The following is a 20,338-nucleotide window of genomic DNA, read 5'->3' as shown; positions in this document are numbered from 1 at the left end:
CATCGTCGTTGTTCAATTCTCATAGGAGAAAATTCAATCTACTTAATTACATTCCATTGGTATTTAGCTACAAAGCAATGGCTATCATTGCGTTTATTTCGTTTTTCCCGGTTTTTGGTGTTTCCCAACAGTGTGATGATACACTGTCTGGACAGGTCATGGATTATCATCAAAAAACACCCTTGGAGGGTGCATCACTTTTAATCCTTGAAACCAAGACAGAGGTGACAACGGCTGCCAATGGTGCGTTTACATTTTCCAATCTCTGTTCGGGCACCTACACACTAGAGGTGTCACATCCTGAATGTTCGACCATTTTGATGAACGTTAGGGTCGAGGGGGACACGAAAATTGAAGTGAAATTGGAGCATCACTTGGAAGAATTGGACGAGGTCAAAGTGGTGGGAAACATTATTCGCGACAAGACCAATTCCGCCCAGGAGGAAACACTTAACCTAGATATGTTGGAAAACTATAGTGCCGGCAATTTGGGGGATGCCTTAAAGGAATTGGGCGGGGTTTCGTCCTTGAACACAGGCGCCAATATTGTAAAACCGGCCATCCATGGGTTAAATGGCAGTCGTGTTTTGGTGTTGAACGATGGTGTTCGGATGCAGGATATGGAATGGGGAGCAGAACACGCTCCTACCCTTGACATCAATTCGGCTGGCTCGGTTTCCGTCATCAAAGGTGCATCGGCTCTCCAGTATGGAGGTGATGCCATAGGCGGTGTCATTGTAGCGGAGCAAGCCCGAATTCCCCTGCGCGACAGTATTTATGGAAAAACCATACTCAGTGGTGTGTCCAACGGAAGGGGCGGAAATATCGTGTCCGAGTTGACGAAGTCCTACGCGAACGGATGGTTCATCAAAGGGCAGGGTTCCTATAAACGTTTGGGAGACCACGAAGCGCCTGATTATGTGCTGTCCAATACGGGTGTCCAAGAAATTGCAGCTTCCCTCCAATTGGGGAAACATCTGTTTTCTTGGGGATGGGATGCCCGGTATTCCTATTTTAATACGGAAATTGCCATTTTAAGGGCCTCGCATATTGGAAACGTGGACGATTTGATACGAAGTATCAATAGTGGGGAACCTACCATCATAAGACCTTTTACCTATGACCTTCAAAACCCTCGACAAAAAGTGACCCATCATTTGGGAAAGCTTAAGTTTTACAAACGCTTTGAGGGTCTTGGAAAGTTGAACGTACAGTACGATTTTCAAAGTAACCGAAGATTTGAGTATGACATCCGCAGAGGTGAAAGGGACAATATTCCATCCATTGATTTGGAACTGACCACTCACACCCTTTCCACTGATTTTAAGTGGGATACCAAGGACAATATCAACATTCTTGTAGGTCTTATGGGTAGATATCAAGATAATTTTGCGAATCCAGATACCGGAGTGCGCCGATTGATTCCCGATTATGAAAAAGTCGACTTTGGCAGCTTTTTGATAGGTGAATATCGCGTTACCAACCAATTATTGTTGGATGCTGGAATCCGTTATGATTACAACAGGATTGATGCCCAAAAGTTCTATCGTACCTCCCGTTGGGAAGAACGTGGATACGATGAGGAATTTCAAGACTTGGTCGTTGAGGATTTAGGCACTCAGTTATTGGTGAATCCAGTTTTAGATTACCATAATTTTTCAACGACGGTTGGCGGAAAATACCTGACCACAAATGGCCTTCAGTTAAAATTGAACTATGCCTTGGCACAGCGGGCACCCAATCCATCCGAACTTTTTAGTGATGGGTTGCACCACTCCGCTGCCAGGATAGAGCTAGGGGATTTGCGTATCGAAAACGAAACGTCGCACAAGATTACCACTACTTTGGAAAAGGATTTTTCCACTTGGGGAATTCTTTTGGAGCCTTATGCCAACTGGGTTCAAAACTTTATTGTTTTAGAACCGACAGGGGTTGAATTTACGGTTCGTGGTTCATTTCCAGTATGGGAATACCGCCAAACCAGTGCTCGGCTTTTGGGTGTTGACTTTTCGGCGTATTCCAATTGGACCGACCACTGGATCACGGAGCATAAGTTCTCCTTGGTGAAGGGACAGGATGCGGATACCGAAACCGCTTTGATCAATATTCCTGCAGCCAATTGGAGAAATTCAATCACCTTTTCCATGCCTGAATGGAATGGTTTTGAAGCCTCGCTGGAAAGTCAATATGTATTTCGTCAAAACGAGACACCGGATAACATCATGGTGTTTTCTCCACAACAACAGGAAGATGTGGTTTTGGAAATCAATACGGCTCCAGAGGCTTATCATTTGTTGGGGTTCCGATCAAAAATGGAATTTCCGTTTTCCAATAAAACCAAGTTGACCACCACTTTGGCCATAAGCAATCTTTTAAACACAAATTATAGGGACTACCTAAACCGACAGCGATTCTTCGCCGACGATTTGGGTCGAAACTTTACATTACAACTAAAGCTCAATTATTAATTTAATTAAACTAAAAATGAAAACAATCAAATCACTTTTATTATTCGCTTTTATCGGACTTACTTTTGTTGCCTGCTCTGATGACGATGATGCACCAGAGCAAATCAACGAAGAAGAGACCATAACTACCATGACGGTTTCTTTGGTTGCTCCGGGTGGTGGAACTACAATCACCCTTCAATCTCAAGATTTGGACGGTGACGGACCCAATGCCCCTGTGGTCACTGTTTCAGGAAACTTGGCTGCCAACACCTCTTACAGTGGGTCAGTAGTATTTTTGGACGAGACCGATTCTCCGGCCGAAGACATTACCGAAGAAGTAGAGGAAGAGGATGATGAACACCAAGTGTTTTATATCCCTACCGGAAATATCACGGATATCACTTATGATGATGTGGACGGCGACGGAAATCCTTTGGGATTGGCGTTTACTTTGGAAACCGGCGATGCTGGAAATGCGACCTTGGCCGTAACCTTAGTGCATGAGCCAAAAAAACCCAACGATGGAACATTGGCCGATGCTGGAGGCGAAACAGATTTTACTGAAACGTTCCAAATTACAATCGAGTAATAACCGAAAAATAATTGGTTTAAAAATGGAGTGCCAAATTACGTTTTGGCACTCTTTTTTTTGCTCAAAAGATAGGTATATATCCAAGTCAGTGTAAAAGTGGGAATCACATCCATTCCCGGAACCAACTCTTCGGCGAAGGTGATCAAACCAGCGGCCTGCCCTACCCGGCCCTTGTACAATCGGGTCATGAGCCATCCTGCAACGGGGGCCCAGATGACATCGGAAAACTCACCAATCCCCGGGATTACAAAGGATAACATACCAATGGCATCAAACAACAACCCTAAAAACAAGTTGCGGTATTTGTGGTTTTTTTCTTCTGACATAGGGGAAAAATAGCAATTCCCTCTTAATTGGAAAAGTAGTTTAGGACAAATCGGAGCTCACCAGCTTCAAAAATTCGTTACGGGTCTCAATTTTTTCAAATTGGCCACGGAATCCGGATGTAGTGGTTACCGAATTTTGTTTTTGCACACCGCGCATCATCATGCACATGTGCGAAGCCTCAATGACCACGGCAACACCCTTGGGCTGCAGTGTACTATTGATGCACTCCAAAATATCATGCGTCAAGCGTTCCTGTACCTGTAACCTTCTGGCAAAAACGTCCACAATTCTCGGAATTTTGCTCAAGCCTACAATATGCCCATTGGGAATATAGGCCACATGCGCCTTTCCGAAAAAGGGAAGCATATGGTGCTCACAGAGGGAATACAATTCAATATCCTTAATAATCACCATGTCGTCATAATCCTCCGCAAACATGGCGCCTTTAAGAATTTCTTGTGGGTCTTGTTTGTAACCTTGGGTCAAAAAAAGCATAGCTTTTGCGGCACGCTCAGGGGTTTTTAGCAGTCCCTCACGGGTGACATCCTCCCCAATGTCTTCCACAATTTTGGTAAAATGTTCCTTCACCTCGTTGGTGATTTCAATATTGTATTCCTCGAGGTTCCTATACGGTGCCATGCTTTAGCTTTTTTGAAAAATGGTTGTTCAGTTTTTTGATCTTTGGATCAATTATAAATTGGCAATAAGGTTGTTGCCGATTTTCGTTGTAATAATTATGATGCTCTTCCTCGGCCAAATAAAAAGGTTTTGCTTCGGATATGGCCGTCACAATGGGTGAAGAAAATATATTTTCCTTTTCCAATAATTGGATAAAATCTTCTGCCAATTGTTTTTGTTCCGGGGATGTGTAAAAAATTTCGCTTCGGTATTGCGTACCCACATCATTGCCCTGTCTGTTCAACGTAGTTGGGTCGTGCGTAGCAAAAAAGACCTCCAAAAGTTCAGGATAAGATATTTTTTCTGGGTTGAAGGTAATTTTTACACCTTCGGCATGACCTGTGCGTCCTGTGCAGATTTCCCTGTAGGCCGGGTTCTTGATAGTCCCTCCAGTGTAGCCTGAAACTACTTCCTCGACTCCATTCAATCGTTGAAAAACAGCTTCTGTGCACCAAAAACATCCACCTGCAAAAATTGCGGTCTCCAATTCGTTATTATTTTGTTTATTCATTTTGATTCAAAGTTAAACAATATTTGTCGTGGAAAACACATTCTAACAAATATTTATGGAATGATTGGTCGAAATAATACCTAAACCCTTTACTTAAAATGGTTTATAAATAATATCAATATTTTATAAAAGGTCGTTCTGGGAACTATTTCTTAAGAAATCCTATTGCTCCATTCAAAAAACCTTCCAAGTGATACATCCATATGTCGAAAATACCGTCTTTGTGATACGACAGTAATCCTTATCTTCGACCATCCAAGATGTACATATGATAAAGGCCACAAATATTCAAAAAAGTTACGGAGATCTCAAGGTATTGCAAGGGGTAAATCTGGACATACAAAAAGGAGAGGTCGTTTCGATAGTCGGAGCCTCCGGCGCAGGGAAAACCACGTTGTTGCAAATTTTGGGCACTTTGGACACACCGACGAATAAGGGAGAAAGTACGTTATTGATCAACGATACCGACGTGAACCAGCTCAATGATAAGGCTTTGGCACAATTTCGGAATGAGCACATTGGTTTTATCTTTCAATTTCACCAGTTATTGCCCGAATTTACTGCGCTAGAAAATGTCTGCATTCCAGCCTTTATCAAAAAAACACCAAAAGCGGAGGCGGAACAGCGCGCGAAGGAATTACTGGATTTTTTAGGATTGAAAGATCGCTATCACCATAAGCCCAATGCCCTATCGGGTGGCGAGCAACAGCGCGTGGCCGTAGCCCGTTCCTTGATGAACAATCCCTCCGTGGTCTTGGCCGATGAGCCTAGCGGAAACCTTGATTCGGAAAGTGCGGATAATCTACACCACCTATTCTTTAAACTGCGCGATGAGTTTGGGCAAACCTTTGTATTGGTCACCCATAATATGGAATTGGCCGATATGGCCGACCGAAAGCTCACTATGGTGGATGGTTTGATTGTTTCCAAGGATTGATATGACCAAAGCGGAGCTCAAGGTATTTTTGGATGCCAAAGTGGAGGAATATAACCATCCTCGATTTTTAGAGGATGACCCTTTGCAGGTTCCCCACAGGTTTACCCAAAAAGAAGATATAGAGATCAGTGCTTTTTTAACGGCGACGATTGCTTGGGGCAACCGCAAAAGCATCATCAATAATGCTACAAGATTGATGGAATTGATGGGCCATACACCCCACGATTTTATCATGAACCATTCCGAAAAGGATTTGGAGCACCTCTCCCCTTTTGTTCACCGTACATTCAATAACGTCGACCTTGGTTACTTTGTAACCAGTTTGCGCAATATCTATTCAAATCATGGTGGATTGGAAACCGTTTTTACCCGCCTCCAGACCAAAAATTCCATGCAACCGGCCATTTCAAGGTTCAAGGAGGTGTTTTTTGAACTACCCCATGAACAACGAACCCAAAAACATGTCTCAGACCCAAATAAAGGCTCTGCCGCCAAACGCATCAATATGTTTTTGCGCTGGATGGTGCGGAACAACAGCACTGGCGTAGATTTTGGGTTATGGAAGGGTATTGAACCGGCCAAACTCTCCTGCCCTTTGGATGTGCATTCGGGCAATGTAGCACGCAAACTAAAACTGCTCAAACGCAAACAGAACGATGCCAAAGCCTTGTTGGAACTGGACAAAAACCTCAGAAAGCTCGATGCCAATGACCCTGTAAAATATGATTTTGCATTATTCGGGTTGGGGGTTTTTGAGAAATTCTAATCCTAAGCATCAAGATACTTAAGGGCTGATGCCTTAAAAAAGCCTGCCGACTCCCCAGCAGGCTTCTATATCTCATGTATTATTTGGTGAAAGGGTATGTGGTACCCAAAATCGTAATGGTGGAGTTCGTGTAGTTCAGTTCGATATCTTTGATATCGCCCAGTTCAACGCTCAAAATCCCAGATTTTACGCCACGTGGCACTAGAACAAAGTGCAAGGGTTCAATAGTGCTCAACGAATAATCCAACCCGGACGAGCTGATTCCCGTTTGCAGTCCATTCAGCAAATATTCATCATCCCAAATGTTCAAGGGCGTTTCACTGCCCGAAATCCAGGTTCGCTTTGAATCTTCTTCATATTGAATGACATCCCCCGTTTTAGTGGTAATCTTTCCATCGGCAATTTCCACACTGTATTCCAAGTATCCATCTGCATTTGCGCCCAAATTTTCAACCACATGGGTACCTTCAACCTTGTAATCGTTATGGTAATAGGAATCAAAAGTAGCTGTGTGTTTACTTCCTGGCGCTCCATACCAATTTGTGGAAACGATGGTGACCACTCCTTTGCGAAGTACACCGTCTTGGCCTAAGGTGCCATCCTTGAAATCGACGGTAATTGTTTTGGGAAAATTAACAAAATCAGGAGGGGAAACGGTTATCTCCACTTGTGATGTCGTATTTGGCGTTGTTTTCGCTGCTGAACTTCCAGCACTGTTCTCGGCATCCAAAATGGCATCTCCATTACTATTGCCCACATCCTGGAATATCTTGTTGACCAGTACATACTCCGTAAGGGCATTAACAGCTGCGTCCTGTGTAGTGTCCGGTGTGGTATCTTCCTTGTCACATCCCATGACAAGAAGAACCAAAGTAGGTATGATAAGTTTTTTCATAATGTGTAAGATTTGTGATTACAAAAAAACAAAATTCAACCAATTACTATGTTAAAATTCCTTTCTTTTTTTTCGCTAAGTACTGATATTTAGTTTCTTACCATCATATTTCTCCCATTTAAAAAGAAAGAATCCCAACTGAAAGTGTTGATATGCCCAGAATCAAGAACCAATTGGATGGTTGAATAAAAATTGTAATTGATACGTTTTTGGTGTATTTTTACATCACATCAAATAATCAAATCATGGCACGTCAAAGTATTTCTTTTACCAAACCCAATGATGAATGGCTTAAATCGCAAGTAGATAGCGAAGAATATTCCAGTAAAAGTGAGCTTGTCAATGATTTGATACGCCAAGCTAGAAGGCAACAAGCGCAAATCGATTGGATAAAGGCAAAATTGGAGAAAGCCGAAAAAAGTGGATTCACTATGGATAGTAAGGAAGCTATTTTAGCCGAATCCAAGTCAAAATTGAATGGCAAAGTATAGGTTAAGTAATACCGCAAAAGAGGATTTAATAAGAATCCATCAGTTTGGTGTTCAAAAGTTCGGTCTTGCCCAAGCTGACTTCTATTTTGAGACTTTCTTTCAATATTTTGATATCATTGCCCAAAACCCCTATTCTTTCGAATCGGTCGATTACATCAAAAAAGGTTATAAACGCTGTGTTTGCGGTTCAGATAGCATTTATTATAGAATCAATGCGGATATGGTAGAAATAATGGCCATTATTGGACGGCAAGATGTAAATGATGTTTTATAAACCCGCAATCATCTTCAGCCCCCAAACCCAAAACCAGGCTCAAAATCCAAGGCAATTGTTGCTCCGTCATCGGCAATGGACCGGTAAATGGCCTCCACGATCATCATATCGCGTTTTCCCATTTCGCCAGGGGCTTTGTTGGGCTCACCAAACAACACATGGCGTGCAAAATCGTCCATTTGCAATTTTTGTTGACTCTCATGCGGAAATTTAATGACATCTCCCCTCGAAGTTTCACCACTCAGTGGACCGTAGTTATTGGCCGGCTGTAGTCGAAACCATCCTGAAGAACCCGAAACATACATGGCGTTTGCATTAAAATTATGGGATGTGGAAATATTCCCCACAGCTCCGCTCGGGAACTTGAACTGTGCCGTTATGGTTTCGTCGGTATCCTTAAAATAATCGGGGCGGGTACTAAATTCCTGTGCCGCTACCGATATGGGATTCTCTCCCGTACCATAAATAGTACTCTGAATGGCATAAACACCCATATTCACCAACGCACCCCCACCGGAAAGTGAACGGTCCAAGCGCCACTGGTCTGGATTACCGGTTGAGCGGTAGGCGGCATCGGCCGACACAAACAAGACATCACCAAAGGTCTTTTCACGAACAAACTCCTTAACCTGTTGGGTATACGGTTCGGAATGCAGGCGATAGCCCATACCTAGTTTTACGCCCGCGTCCTTGCAGGCATCAATGATTGCATCGCATTCGGCAACGCTGATTCCCATAGGCTTTTCGCAAATTACGTGCTTGCCGGCTTGGGCTGCACGTATGCTGAATTCAGCATGCATACTATTGGGGAGCACCACGTAAACTACATCAATATCCTCGTTGTTGGCGATATCATCAAAATTCTGATAATTGTAGATATTCCTTTTCGGGATTCCATACTTTTCGGCCCAGATTTTTTCTTTGGCCCGAGTTCCCGTTACAATTCCTGCCAAATAGCAATGTTGTGTATCTTGTAAGGCAGGTGCCAGTTGATAGGTGCTATAACTTCCCAATCCAACCAGCGCAATGCCCAATTTCTCCTTTTTCTGATTGACGCCCATGGCGCAGGCAAATGGAGCGGATGATAGCAAAGCAGCTCCACCAATTCCTTTTGCGGTGAGGCTGTTAAAGTTTCTTCGTGTTATGTTTTTCATGTTCAACCGATTTAAGAAGGTTCTTAAATGTACACATTGAAAAGCACTTTGCATCCAGAATTAGGCCTTGTGTTGGGCAAATCACAAATTTGAAGTACAATTCGACTATTTTTCGTTCAGAAACCGTTCATCTGTTAGAGACTGCATAAATGCTACCAATGCCTTTTGTTCCTTGTCGGTCAAGTGCAACGAATCTGATGGCAATGTTTGATAAGGCATCTCCAGTCCCATTCCCCGACCGCCCCCAACATTATAAAATTGGACTACTTCTTCCAAGCTCTCGTATACGCCATTGTGCATGTAGGGACCTGTCAATGCCACGTTTCTCACCGTCGAAGTTTTAAAGAAGTTCCTTTTTTCCTCTACCATGTAAGGATGGAATTGTCCCGGGTCGTCATCCAAAATAGGATGGTCAAAATCAGCGTTTTTTGGGACGCCCAAATTCTCGAATTCGGTTTCCATATATTTTGGGGGTACCGTACCATTGAAGGCTGGCGGAAAATGGCAGGTGGCACAGGCAGCCTTTCCCATAAAGAGATTGAATCCCAATTTCTCTTCGGAAGTGAGGGTATTTTCCGATCCTTGCATGTTCTTGTCAAATCTGGAATCGAAAGGGGCCAAACTTCGGATGTAGGTGGCGATGGCGTGCCTCACATTTTGGTTGGTTACCTCACCATCGTACAACTCGTCAAAAGATGAAGCGTACACATCGTCCTCCTTGATTCTTTGCTCCACTGTATTCAGGTCTAAATGGAATTCATTTTCATTGTTGACCACGTTCACGATCTGGTCTTCCAATCCATCTGCCCTTCCATCATAAAAAAGGCTGCGCTGATACACTGCGTAGGTAAGCGTGGGCGTATTGCGCTGGAGTTCGATGCCGTCTATCCCCAAGCCCTTTTTATGTCCATCTGTAAATGCTTTGCTTTCCAAATGACAGGTAGCGCAGCTCATGGTTCCCGTGCTGGAAAGGGAGGGGTCGTTAAAGAGTTTTTTTCCAAGGGCAATTCGCTCATCGGTAATGGCCGGGGAACCTTGGATGGTAAATTGGTCCATATTAAAAAAGTCCTTGCTGAAAAGGTTGTTGGCCGTGGGGTTTAGCGAACGGGAAGTATTTAACGCAATCCCCCAATCGGTTGCGGTTTGGTTGACAAGTTCCAATTGTTTGTTGGTATGATTTTTAATGAAGTCATACCTGTCAAAATCATCAAAAGTGCTCGCTTTTAAACTATTGATGGTTGCTTCAATTTCCATGGTCCATTGATGGTATAAATCTGGACTCTTAAATGCTTCCTGATAAATGGAAATCACCTTTGCAATGGTTTCGTAGTTATAGATGGCTTCGTTCAGGGAGTTCGACAACATGGGTGAATCAAATCCCGTAATGCCTTTGGTTGCAACGTTGACAATGGCATCCCGTATCATTTTTAGGTGATGTCTGTCTCGTTGGGTATAAATGATGTGGTTTCTGCGGATGTAGGGAATACGCACCTGAAGATAATCGAGCACCAATTGTAGCTCTTGCATGGGCACCTCCTCTTCGGCAAACAACAATTCTTCCAATACCTGAAAACTCCTTGGGCTCAATTTTTTTATGTCCGTATAATCATCTATCTCAATTTTGAGGATGTTTGGGGCGTTCATGGAGAGGTAGTTCTGATAATCATAGGCAATCATCATAGGCTCCGCCCTTTTGTACCATTCCCTGCTCTTTAAAAAATATGCCCTATTGTGAGCCAAGGAAGCGGAAGTATCCAATTTTTGCATGTAGTATGCGGCACTGTCCAGGGTTACAAAATAGTGGTTTCTGATTTCTTCGTTGAACATGGATTCAGCATTGGCACTGGTCTGCTTTTTGGGTGGGTTTTGCTGTTTGCAAGAGACGAAACTCAAAAAAAGAACACATATACCCGTGAAAAAAAAGGTGGGGAATCTCATTATCCAATAGTTTTAAAAATGAAGAAAAAGGCTCCCTTTTGACAGGGAACCCTTTAAAAATTTCTATTACGGTCGTCTTACCTAGGCAATCCAGTAATTTTGAACAAGAAGGAACCTTCCAAAGAAGCTGCTCCTTCATCAATGGCCGTCGGGTCCACGAACTTGGCACCATCGGCGCGGAAAGTGGCCGGATTGCCACTGTCGTATGACCATCCGTGTACCTGCGCACCACAAATAAAGGTGGGTTCGGCAGCCCCAATGATGTCGGTAACATCGATCATACCAGTAATTTCCCAGTAGTCATCTATGTTACCAATGCCCAATTGGGCAGCGGCAGCTTGGTTACACTCCATCACTTCTGTGAAATTTCCGCTCATGATATCATATTGCCATAGTTTGGCATACCCTTGAATATCGGAGTTCAAAGAAGCATAGCCATTCGGGTCTTCTTGCACGTAAACGTAATTTTCGGTAACTACAATGTTGTCGGGAGAGTGCATCCCATCTCCTTTTCCACCCTCCAAGTCACCATCTATCACTACGGTAAGTTTGGCATCTCCAGTTGGGTTATCGGGATTGAGTTCCAATTTATACACCCTTCCAAATGATGTTCCTCTGCTGGCCAAATCTGGGTTGTTGGAACGGATTCGCCCTGTTGCGTTAAAGAAAACCGTTCTGTTGTTTTCTGCTGAGCCTCTTCTCCAATCGATATCCTCTATACGCTGAAATCCGATGGCAACGGAATCAATTGCTTCTTGGTTCAGCTCTTCCAAGGTTCTTTCGGTCATTTCTACCCATTCCACATCATACTCGATGTCTTGGGCCATACCCATTTCAAATTTTTGTCCGCCTTCACCTATGCCGGTCTCTGCAGTGTTCTTTCCTCTAAGCACATACAGCTTTCCGCTGTTAAGGTCGCCCAAACCTCCAACATACATTCCGAAGTGTGCGGATGGGTATTCGTTTTGGCTATCATCATCGCCCATAAAAACAACAGTTTGACCGGGGTAAGCGTTTTTACCAATGGCAACGGCGTTTTCGGTCGACCATTCTCCCAAGGCTGGCAAACGCTCAGCTTCTACCCTATCATCGGGAGATCGGAACGGGTTGATTTTGTATACACCTTTGGCATTTCCGCCCCATTCACCCCCAGAAAGGTAAAGCGGTCCAAATCCATGCTCTTCCATCGTAATCGAAGAACCGGAACATTGAGCGGTGAATGCAGTAGCTGTAGCATTCACGATGTAATCTCCTTCCATTGGGCGTAAGTCGGAATTGACCCTAATCCTAGCAATGGAATAATCGGCCTCCAAATTATTGACCAAGGCGAAGGTACCATCTTCATATGGATAAAGGGCGGCACCATCGGTATAGGCTCCAAAAACAAATGTGGAATCAGATGGCAGAATATCGGCCGAAGTCATGATCATCTCCAACTGGGCTGTACCTGCAAAAGCACCTTTAAATTCAAATACGTTATTGGGAACCACGGAGCTGGTCAAAGGTGTAAGGTCTTCAAGGGTTAAATCCTCTCCGTCCTCTCCATCTTCTCCATCCACCCCATCTTGGCCGTCAATGCCATCGGTGCCATCAATACCGTCTCTTCCATCCTCACCTTCACAACTGGTGAGTCCAAAAGAAACCAAGGACATAATAACTAGTCCTAAAAATAATCTGTTCATTTTCATAAGTGTTCAGTTTTAATGTTATTAATGTTGTTGGGGTAAAACTAAACACCCTTGTTTAGGATAGGATTATCTGAAAATATGCATTGTTTTAAGTTACTTTTAACATAAGGTTACTATGTAAACTTAAGTGGAATTCAGTGTTTCAGCTTGATGAATTTAACGTTAACCGTTTTTTTGGTTTTACAAGGATGGTCTTATAACCCAAATTCCCTATTTTTATAAACAAGACTAATTCAACCAATTCATATGAAAAAATGCTTACTATTGGGCCTTGTGCTTTGCACATCGATGGCCTTTGCGCAAGAACGAAAAATTCCTGTCGACACTACGATTACCACACAGCATTCCGTAACCATTAATGGTGCGCGAATCGATTACACAGCTACCACGGGTACCCAACCTGTCTGGGACGAAATGGGAAAACCCATCGCTGCATTGCATTACACGTATTATACGAAAAACGATGTCCGGGATAGGGCGTCACGTCCTTTGTTGATTTCCTTTAATGGTGGTCCTGGTTCAGGATCGGTTTGGATGCACTTGGCCTACACCGGTCCACGTATCCTTAAAATCGATGACGAAGGTTATCCCGTACAGCCCTACGGAGTTAAGGAGAACCCTTATTCCGTATTGGATGTTACCGATATTGTTTACGTAAATCCGGCAAATACAGGATATTCACGAACCATCCCCGAAACAGGGAAAGAGGTGGACCGCGAAAAATTCTTCGGAATCAATGCGGACACCAAATACTTGGCCGAATGGCTTAATACCTTCGTTACCCGAAATAACAGATGGCGTTCCCCTAAATATATCGTGGGCGAAAGCTACGGAGGTACACGTGTCATGGGACTTTCGTTGGCACTGCAGAACCAACAGTGGATGTACTTAAACGGTGTGATCATGGTGTCTCCTGCCGATTACAAAGTGTTCCGTGACAACGACCCGGTCTCCAGCGCCTTGAACCTGCCTTATTTTGCAGCTGCAGCATGGCATCACAAGGCACTGCCATCCGATTTGCAAAGCAAGGACCTACTTGAAGTACTGCCAGAGGTAGAAGAATTTACCATCAACGAATTGTTGCCTGCCATCGCTAAAGGTGGCTTTATTCCAGATTCGGAACGTAAGGCCATCGCAGATAAGATGGCCAGATATTCTGGATTAAGTTCAAAAGATATCATTGATCACAACTTGGATGTGCCCACACAATTTTTCTGGAAGGCTTTGATGCGGGATAAAGGTGGTTACACCGTGGGACGTCTGGATAGCCGCTATTTGGGCATCGACAAAACCTTAGCAGGCACAAGTCCGGATTACTCGCCAGAGTTGACGTCTTGGTTGCATAGCTTCACTCCTGCCATCAACTATTATTTGCAAGAAGAATTAGGGTTTAAAACAGACATCAAATACAATATGTTCGGTCCTGTTCGGCCTTGGGATGATAGCAATGACAATGTTCGGGACAATCTTCGCCAAGCCATGGCGCAGAACCCTTATTTGAACGTTTTGGTGCAGTCTGGGTATTATGATGGTGCCTGTACCTACTTTGCCGCCAAATACACCATGTCCCAGGTAGACCCAAGCGGTAGAATGAAGGACCGCTTTGAGTTTAAAGGCTATCGCTCCGGACATATGATGTATTTAAGAAAAGAGGATTTAAAAACGGCCAATGAGGACATTAGGGCGTTTATTTTGCGTACCCAAGCCAACGGAAAGAGCGCGAAATATTAATTCAAAACATAATAAAGTACTTAAAAGCGGTGTGATATTTTAAGTCACACCGCTTTTTTATTGAATAATAATCAACAAAATTGATTTTATTGTAACAATTTCCCATAAAAGACCACTTATAAGGTAAATATTCTAATTATGGGCGGAGAAGGAAGTATGATGCATGCGATTAAAAGCCTAAAGGCTAACAGAAACATGCTAAAAAAAAGAAAGTTAAAATCTAAAAATGATGTTTATGGCACCAAAAGCGTCACAGAGTTAAATTTTAAAAAGGCTAGTCGACGTGATATAGTACGAATTCGTAAAAAGATGTTCATTCAAAGGGAAAAGGAAAAAAGAGCTATGTTTTACGCCGTACTGGCTACAGTCGTGCTATTTTTCATTTTATTTATGCTTTTGATACGATGATTATTCTCTATTTTTAACAAAACCCAACACCTGTGAAAAAACATACGCTATTCTGTATCATGTTATCATTCTTAGGACTGTCGAGCGCTTCAAAAATCAATGCCCAAGATTGGCCCAATTTGGAAAAGTATAAAACCGCAAATGCTGAACTTGCCGCTCCTACGGATGGGGAAAACCGTGTGGTTTTTATGGGCAATTCCATTACCGAAATGTGGAAGGATGCCAACCCTGACTTTTTTGAAGAAAATCCGTATGTGAATCGTGGCATTGGTGGTCAAACTACTCCACAGATGCTACTGCGTTTCCGTCAGGATGTTATTGACCTACACCCAAAAGCAGTAGTAATTTTGGCGGGCACCAACGATATCGCGGGCAATACCGGGCCGATGACCTTGGAGCAAATCCACGACAATATCCTATCCATGGTAGAATTGGCAAAAGCCAACGGTATCAAGCCTATTGTTTGTTCCGTACTTCCTGCTTTTGACTATCCATGGAGGCCGGGTTTACAGCCCAACATCAAAATACCCAAGCTCAACAGCATGCTCAAAGCCATGGCCGAATCGCAAGGAGTCATGTATTTGGATTATTTCTCGGAAATGGCGGACGACAGAAACGGACTGCCTTCAGCATTGACTACGGATGAAGTCCATGTGACCAAGGAAGGTTACTCGATTATGGAGCGTATGGTGAAAAATGCCATTGAACAAACCCTAGGTCAACCTTAATAGACTTTCTTTTCTGGCACTACGAAATGGAATTTAGTTAGCTTTGAACATGCAAAATGGCAAAGTCAGCATCATAATTCCATTTAAAAACACGGCAAATTTTCTTCCTGAATGTTTGGACTCCATCCGCAACCAAACTTATAGGGATTGGGAAGTGTTGGCTATCAACGACCATTCCACTGATGAAAGCTTTGACATCCTTAGCTCCTATGCTCAACAGGATGAGCGAATCAAACTATATCAAAACAAGGGAAACGGAATCATTCCCGCGCTACAAACAGGCTATGCCCCGTGCCAAGGTGATTTTATAACCCGTATGGATTCTGATGACATCATGAAACCCCATCGTTTGGAAGTCATGGTAAATTCATTGCAAAAACACGGAGCTGGGCATGTTGCTGTGGGCCAAGTCACCTATTTTTCGGATAGGGGCATCAGCAATGGATACGAACGTTATGAAACATGGCTGAACAGGTTGACCGCTACCGGGACCAATTTTGATGAAATCTACAAGGAATGCGTGATTCCCTCCCCTTGTTGGATGACATATCGGGAGGACTTTGAGCAATGTCAGGGTTTTGAGCCCAACCGCTACCCCGAAGATTACGACCTTACGTTTCGTTTTTATGAACAGGGATTCGCCATCATTCCCTGCGAGCAAGTGCTACATCTATGGCGCGATTACGATACACGCACCTCGCGTACCCATGAGCACTACGCCCAGAATTACTTTTTGGACATCAAACTGCACTACTTTTTAAAGCTCAATTATGACCCAAAACGACCTTTAGTGGTCTGGGGAGCGGGATTCAAAGGGAAAAAGATTGCCAAAGGCCTTAAAAAAAGAAATCTGGAATTTGTTTGGTTATGCGATAACCCCAAGAAAATCGGCAAGAAAATTTATGGTAAGCGCTTGGTCCACTTTGAGGCCTTGCAGGGACTCAACAACCCGCAGAGCATCATCACCGTGGCAAACGAACAGGCCCAAAAAGAGATTCGAAGCTATTTTTCTGACTTGCAACAATCCCCGATGCTGGATTATTTCTTTTTTTGTTGATTCAACCCTTCTTCAAAATAGATTTCTCGACTGCCTGCCTGCCACAGGCGGGCGCTGGAAATGACAATCGATAATATTCGTGAAATTCGTGTCAGAAAGAGAATCTTTGCTGCGCTCAAAATGACCGTTAATTTTTAATTGTTAATCGGTCATTGATCAGGGAAGTTTGAATTTGGAATGTTTTAATGCCTATCTTTGACCAAGCAATGATGGGAATGCAGTTTAAACATCCAGAAATTCTTTGGGCACTTTTTCTTCTAATCATACCCATTTTAATCCATTTATTCCAATTACGACGCTTTACCAGAACACCTTTTACCAATGTAGCCATGCTGCAAAAGGTGGTTTCGGAATCAAGAAAGAGCAATACCCTTAAAAAATGGTTGCTACTGTTCACCCGTTTATTGTTGTTGGCGGCTATCATTTTAGCGTTTGCACAACCATTCTCTTCTTCGAATACCGCACTTCAGGAAAAGGAAACCGTGGTGTACTTGGATGATTCCTTTAGTATGCAGGCCAAGAACAACGGTATTTCCCTTTTGGAAAAAGCGGTTCAGGATGTTGTAAAAAATATAGACGGGGAGCGTACGTTCAGCCTTTTCACCAACGAAAGAACTTTTGCCAATGTGAAACTGTCGGATGTGCAAAATTCCTTGTTGTCCCTTCCCTACTCCTACAAACAACTGAACCTGGACGAGATTGGCCTAAAGGCCAACAATCTATTTTCATCAAATAACGGGACCGTTAAAAACCTGATTGTACTTTCCGATTTTCAAGAAAGAATTTCCGAAGGGAACATCCAATTGGATACGACCATCAGGACCCACTTTGTACCGATGGAACCCGAGGAGATGATGAATATTTCTATTGATTCCGTTTTTGTACAGGAGGGACTGAACAACCAAAATACGTTAAAGGTTTTCTTGAGCGGGGGTACAACGGATAATCCCTTGCCCATTTCACTTTTTAATGACAATGAATTGATTGCCAAAACTGCGGCAAAATTCAATTCGGATGGCTCTGCCGAAGTGGAATTCACCATTCCTGCCAACCAAAGGCTGAACGGACGGCTGAGCATTATGGACAATGCTTTGGGGTATGACAATCGTTTTTACTTCAACATCAACGATAAGAAAAAGGTAAAGGTTTTGGCCATTAGTGAATCGGAAAGCGACTATTTGGACCGTTTGTTCCGTGATGAGGAGTTCGAGTTTCAAAAATATGGATTGGCCCAATTGGATTACAGTGTGCTGGATGATCAAAATGTGGTAGTGCTGGATAACTTGACTTCCATTCCCAATAGTCTTCAAAATGTTTTGCGCACCTTTAAAAATGAAGGAGGTTCGTTGATCATTGTGCCGGCAAGCACTGCCGATGTCGCATCCTATAATTCGCTTCTGTCCGCTTGGTCAGGTACACAATTGACCCAGAAAGTGGTTTCGGAAACACGATTGACGCAGATTACCTTTGACCATCCGCTGTATCGAAATGTTTTTGAACAACGGGTCACCAATTTCCAATACCCATTCGTTAAGGCCTATTATAATGTACAGACCAGTCTACCTATAGCCTTGGCTATGGACGGAGGAAATCCATTTTTGCTCGGTGATGATGGTTTTTATGTCTTTACTGTTCCGTTGGAATTGGAGAACTCCAACTTCATCAACTCACCGCTGATTGTGCCGACCTTTTACAACATGGCCCAATCGAGTTTACAGCAATCCAGGCCTTATCAAATCATTGGAGAGACTTCGGTGGTTGATGTCCCAGCAGAGATGGGCAACGACGAAATCTTGAAGGTTTCCAAGGAGGGGTATGAGTTTATTCCATTACAGCAAAGCTTTCCAAACCGGGTGCGGTTAACGTTTGACCAAAATCCGACCGAAGATGGGATTTATGGAATCGTACAAAATCAACAACTACTACAAAACATAAGTTTCAACTATCCACGAACGGAGAGCCAACTCAAATATTTGGACCTAGGCTCATTGGAAGATGTGAACACCATGGACTCCATCCCCGAGCTGTTCGAATACCTAAAAGCGGAAAATGACATTGCCGCTTATTGGAAATGGTTTGTTATTTTAGCGTTGCTACTGGCGCTCATCGAGGTACTCATTCAAAAATTTGTTACATGAACATTCTGCTGAAGTCTGCAAAAATTGTATGCCCAGAGAATAGGGAACTTCACTTGAAAAAACGTGATATCTTTATTAAAAAAGGGATTATCGAAAAAATTGGCGCCTCAGTGGAAGCCCCTGCGAATGTAAAAACAGTGGAGAAAGCCAATCTTCATGTTTCCTTGGGATGGTTCGATAGCAGTGTCTGCTTCGGTGAGCCGGGCTACGAGGAGCGGGAGACCATTGCAAACGGACTTTTAACGGCAGGTAAAAGCGGATTTACCGATGTGGTGCTCAACCCCAATACCTATCCTGTGCCGGATACCAGTTCCGATGTGGTGTTCCTAAAGGAACGTGGCCTTGGAAAAGCCACTAAACTACATCCCATGGGCACACTCACCAAGAATGCGGAAGGTATCGATTTGGCAGAGTTATACGATATGAAAAATGCGGGAGCCGTAGCCTTTTATGACTTCAAAAGGCAGATTTCCAATCCCAATTTGCTCAAGATTGCCCTGTTGTACGCCCAAAATTTCGATGGTTTGGTCTATTCCTTTCCACAAGATGGGAATATCAAGGGAAAAGGAGTGGCCCACGAGGGAGAAGTTTCCACAAAACTCGGACTAAAGGGTATTGCTGCTTTGGCCGAAGAGTTACAGATTGCAAGGGATTTGTTTATCCTGGAGTATGCTGGGGGCAAACTTCATATTCCCACCATTTCCACAGCGGGTTCGGTAAAACTTATCGCAGAAGCCAAGAAAAAAGGATTGGACGTGAGCTGCAGTGTGGCCATCCATAACCTGTTCTTTTCCGATGAGACCTTGGTCGGATTCGATACCAATTTTAAAGTTTCGCCACCTTTACGAACAAAATCGGATAGCAAGGCATTGATTAAAGGTTTAAAAAATGGTACCATTGATTTTGTGACTTCCGATCATGTCCCCGTGGATGTTGAACACAAGCGCGTGGAGTTTGACAATGCCAAAAATGGAAGTTTGGGGCTGGAATCGGCCTTCGGTGCCCTAAATACACTATTTGATTTGGATGAAACCGTAAAGTTGCTCACTAACGGCCGCTCCCGATATCAGATTGAAAGCCCAAAAATGGAAGAAGGTGCCAAAGCATGCCTTACCCTGTTCAATCCAGAAGGTGAATATGTGTTCGAGGCAAAAGATATTCGCTCTACCTCCAAAAACAGTATGTTTGTGGGCGCCTCCTTAAAGGGAAAAGTATATGGAATCATCCATAACGATTTAACTACTTTGTAATGAGCGATTCAACCCCAGGAAAAACCACTGCAATTGTTGCCTACATCACTATTATTGGCTGTTTGATTGCCATTACCATGAACATTGAACCAAAAAATAGCTTCGCGCGTTTTCATATACGGCAAGCCTTTGGAATTCATATCCTGTTTCACGCCTTGGCCATTCTACTCACTTACTCGGGCATCGTTTATTTATCCTTTTTTGTCTATGCCTTTTATCTTTTGATTTGGATTTTTGGATTCTTACAGGTATTGAATGAAAAGACAAAACCGTTGCCATTTATCGGCCCATTCTTTCAAAAATGGTTTACCTTCATATCCTAAAT

General features: G+C 43.3%; 20 protein-coding genes. 13 read left to right on the top strand and 7 right to left on the bottom strand.

The window, feature by feature from the left end; genetic code table 11:
- The first annotated feature begins 77 nt into the window (after positions 1-77).
- Both ABNE31_RS11000 and ABNE31_RS10995 read left to right on the top strand, forming a co-directional pair.
- Positions 78-2,468 carry a TonB-dependent receptor gene (locus ABNE31_RS11000; RefSeq protein ID WP_349351159.1) on the top strand — a complete coding sequence of 797 codons (2,391 nt, stop codon included), beginning with the start codon at positions 78-80 and terminating at the stop codon, positions 2,466-2,468.
- Positions 2,469-2,484: 16 nt separating this feature from the next.
- A complete protein-coding gene (locus ABNE31_RS10995) occupies positions 2,485-3,039 on the top strand; it encodes a type 1 periplasmic binding fold superfamily protein (RefSeq protein WP_349351158.1) in 555 nt (184 codons plus the stop codon).
- A gap of 38 nt (positions 3,040-3,077) precedes the next feature.
- On the opposite strand, the gene ABNE31_RS10990 is transcribed toward ABNE31_RS10995, so the two are convergent.
- The 3 genes from ABNE31_RS10990 to msrA are packed head-to-tail and all read right to left on the bottom strand — an operon-like array spanning position 3,078 to position 4,558.
- Positions 3,078-3,368, bottom strand: a complete 291-nt coding sequence (locus ABNE31_RS10990; RefSeq protein WP_293284844.1) for a hypothetical protein — start codon at positions 3,366-3,368, stop codon at positions 3,078-3,080.
- A gap of 40 nt (positions 3,369-3,408) precedes the next feature.
- Positions 3,409-4,008: a GTP cyclohydrolase I FolE gene (folE, locus tag ABNE31_RS10985; RefSeq protein WP_293284846.1), complete on the bottom strand. Its 600-nt coding sequence runs from the start codon at positions 4,006-4,008 to the stop codon at positions 3,409-3,411.
- The gene (gene msrA / locus ABNE31_RS10980; RefSeq protein ID WP_179385539.1) at positions 3,995-4,558 is read right to left on the bottom strand and encodes a peptide-methionine (S)-S-oxide reductase MsrA; all 564 of its coding nucleotides are present in this window, start codon (positions 4,556-4,558) and stop codon (positions 3,995-3,997) included. The genes folE and msrA overlap by 14 nt, the downstream gene beginning before the upstream one ends.
- Before the next feature lie 268 nt (positions 4,559-4,826).
- Here msrA and ABNE31_RS10975 point away from each other — a divergent pair, with 268 nt between their 5' ends.
- Both ABNE31_RS10975 and ABNE31_RS10970 read left to right on the top strand, forming a co-directional pair.
- On the top strand, positions 4,827-5,495 hold the full coding sequence (locus tag ABNE31_RS10975) for an ABC transporter ATP-binding protein (RefSeq protein ID WP_349351157.1): 669 nt from the start codon (positions 4,827-4,829) through the stop codon (positions 5,493-5,495).
- A 1-nt stretch (position 5,496) separates the two neighbouring features.
- On the top strand, positions 5,497-6,261 hold the full coding sequence (locus ABNE31_RS10970; RefSeq protein WP_349351156.1) for a TIGR02757 family protein: 765 nt from the start codon (positions 5,497-5,499) through the stop codon (positions 6,259-6,261).
- A gap of 79 nt (positions 6,262-6,340) precedes the next feature.
- Here ABNE31_RS10970 and ABNE31_RS10965 read toward each other — a convergent pair whose 3' ends face one another.
- Complete coding sequence (locus ABNE31_RS10965) at positions 6,341-7,156, bottom strand: hypothetical protein (protein ID WP_349351155.1); 816 nt, start codon at positions 7,154-7,156, stop codon at positions 6,341-6,343.
- Between the two features lie 245 nt (positions 7,157-7,401).
- On the opposite strand from ABNE31_RS10965, the gene ABNE31_RS10960 reads away from it, so the two are divergent.
- Both ABNE31_RS10960 and ABNE31_RS10955 read left to right on the top strand, forming a co-directional pair.
- On the top strand, positions 7,402-7,647 hold the full coding sequence (locus ABNE31_RS10960) for a type II toxin-antitoxin system ParD family antitoxin (RefSeq protein WP_293288661.1): 246 nt from the start codon (positions 7,402-7,404) through the stop codon (positions 7,645-7,647).
- On the top strand, positions 7,634-7,921 hold the full coding sequence (locus ABNE31_RS10955; protein ID WP_293288659.1) for a type II toxin-antitoxin system RelE/ParE family toxin: 288 nt from the start codon (positions 7,634-7,636) through the stop codon (positions 7,919-7,921). Before ABNE31_RS10960 ends, ABNE31_RS10955 begins: the two co-directional genes overlap by 14 nt.
- Positions 7,922-7,935: 14 nt before the next feature.
- Here ABNE31_RS10955 and ABNE31_RS10950 read toward each other — a convergent pair whose 3' ends face one another.
- The 3 genes from ABNE31_RS10950 to ABNE31_RS10940 all read right to left on the bottom strand — a co-directional run bounded on the left by ABNE31_RS10950 (position 7,936) and on the right by ABNE31_RS10940 (position 12,695).
- On the bottom strand, positions 7,936-9,075 hold the full coding sequence (locus ABNE31_RS10950) for a Gfo/Idh/MocA family oxidoreductase (protein WP_349351154.1): 1,140 nt from the start codon (positions 9,073-9,075) through the stop codon (positions 7,936-7,938).
- 105 nt (positions 9,076-9,180) lie between these two features.
- Positions 9,181-11,013: a cytochrome c peroxidase gene (locus ABNE31_RS10945; RefSeq protein WP_349351153.1), complete on the bottom strand. Its 1,833-nt coding sequence runs from the start codon at positions 11,011-11,013 to the stop codon at positions 9,181-9,183.
- 77 nt (positions 11,014-11,090) lie between these two features.
- Entirely contained in the window at positions 11,091-12,695 is a 1,605-nt protein-coding gene (locus tag ABNE31_RS10940; RefSeq protein WP_349351152.1) for a phosphatase, read from the bottom strand.
- 252 nt (positions 12,696-12,947) lie between these two features.
- Here ABNE31_RS10940 and ABNE31_RS10935 point away from each other — a divergent pair, with 252 nt between their 5' ends.
- The 7 genes from ABNE31_RS10935 to ABNE31_RS10905 all read left to right on the top strand — a co-directional run bounded on the left by ABNE31_RS10935 (position 12,948) and on the right by ABNE31_RS10905 (position 20,336).
- A complete protein-coding gene (locus ABNE31_RS10935) occupies positions 12,948-14,432 on the top strand; it encodes a carboxypeptidase (protein ID WP_293290155.1) in 1,485 nt (494 codons plus the stop codon).
- Between the two features lie 138 nt (positions 14,433-14,570).
- Positions 14,571-14,840 (top strand): hypothetical protein, encoded by a 270-nt coding sequence (locus ABNE31_RS10930; protein ID WP_349351151.1) that lies wholly within the window; start codon positions 14,571-14,573, stop codon positions 14,838-14,840.
- Positions 14,841-14,872: 32 nt separating this feature from the next.
- Complete coding sequence (locus ABNE31_RS10925) at positions 14,873-15,568, top strand: SGNH/GDSL hydrolase family protein (protein WP_349351150.1); 696 nt, start codon at positions 14,873-14,875, stop codon at positions 15,566-15,568.
- Positions 15,569-15,617: 49 nt separating this feature from the next.
- The gene (locus ABNE31_RS10920) at positions 15,618-16,625 is read left to right on the top strand and encodes a glycosyltransferase family 2 protein (protein ID WP_349351149.1); all 1,008 of its coding nucleotides are present in this window, start codon (positions 15,618-15,620) and stop codon (positions 16,623-16,625) included.
- A 215-nt stretch (positions 16,626-16,840) separates the two neighbouring features.
- A complete protein-coding gene (locus tag ABNE31_RS10915) occupies positions 16,841-18,763 on the top strand; it encodes a BatA domain-containing protein (RefSeq protein WP_349351148.1) in 1,923 nt (640 codons plus the stop codon).
- Positions 18,760-20,013, top strand: a complete 1,254-nt coding sequence (locus ABNE31_RS10910; protein WP_349351147.1) for a dihydroorotase — start codon at positions 18,760-18,762, stop codon at positions 20,011-20,013. The genes ABNE31_RS10915 and ABNE31_RS10910 overlap by 4 nt, the downstream gene beginning before the upstream one ends.
- On the top strand, positions 20,013-20,336 hold the full coding sequence (locus tag ABNE31_RS10905) for a hypothetical protein (protein WP_179385550.1): 324 nt from the start codon (positions 20,013-20,015) through the stop codon (positions 20,334-20,336). The genes ABNE31_RS10910 and ABNE31_RS10905 overlap by 1 nt, the downstream gene beginning before the upstream one ends.
- Positions 20,337-20,338 lie beyond the last annotated feature (2 nt).

Source organism: Flagellimonas sp. MMG031 (assembly GCF_040112705.1).
Lineage (GTDB): Bacteria > Bacteroidota > Bacteroidia > Flavobacteriales > Flavobacteriaceae > Flagellimonas.
This window is presented reverse-complemented; position numbering and strand designations above follow the sequence as displayed.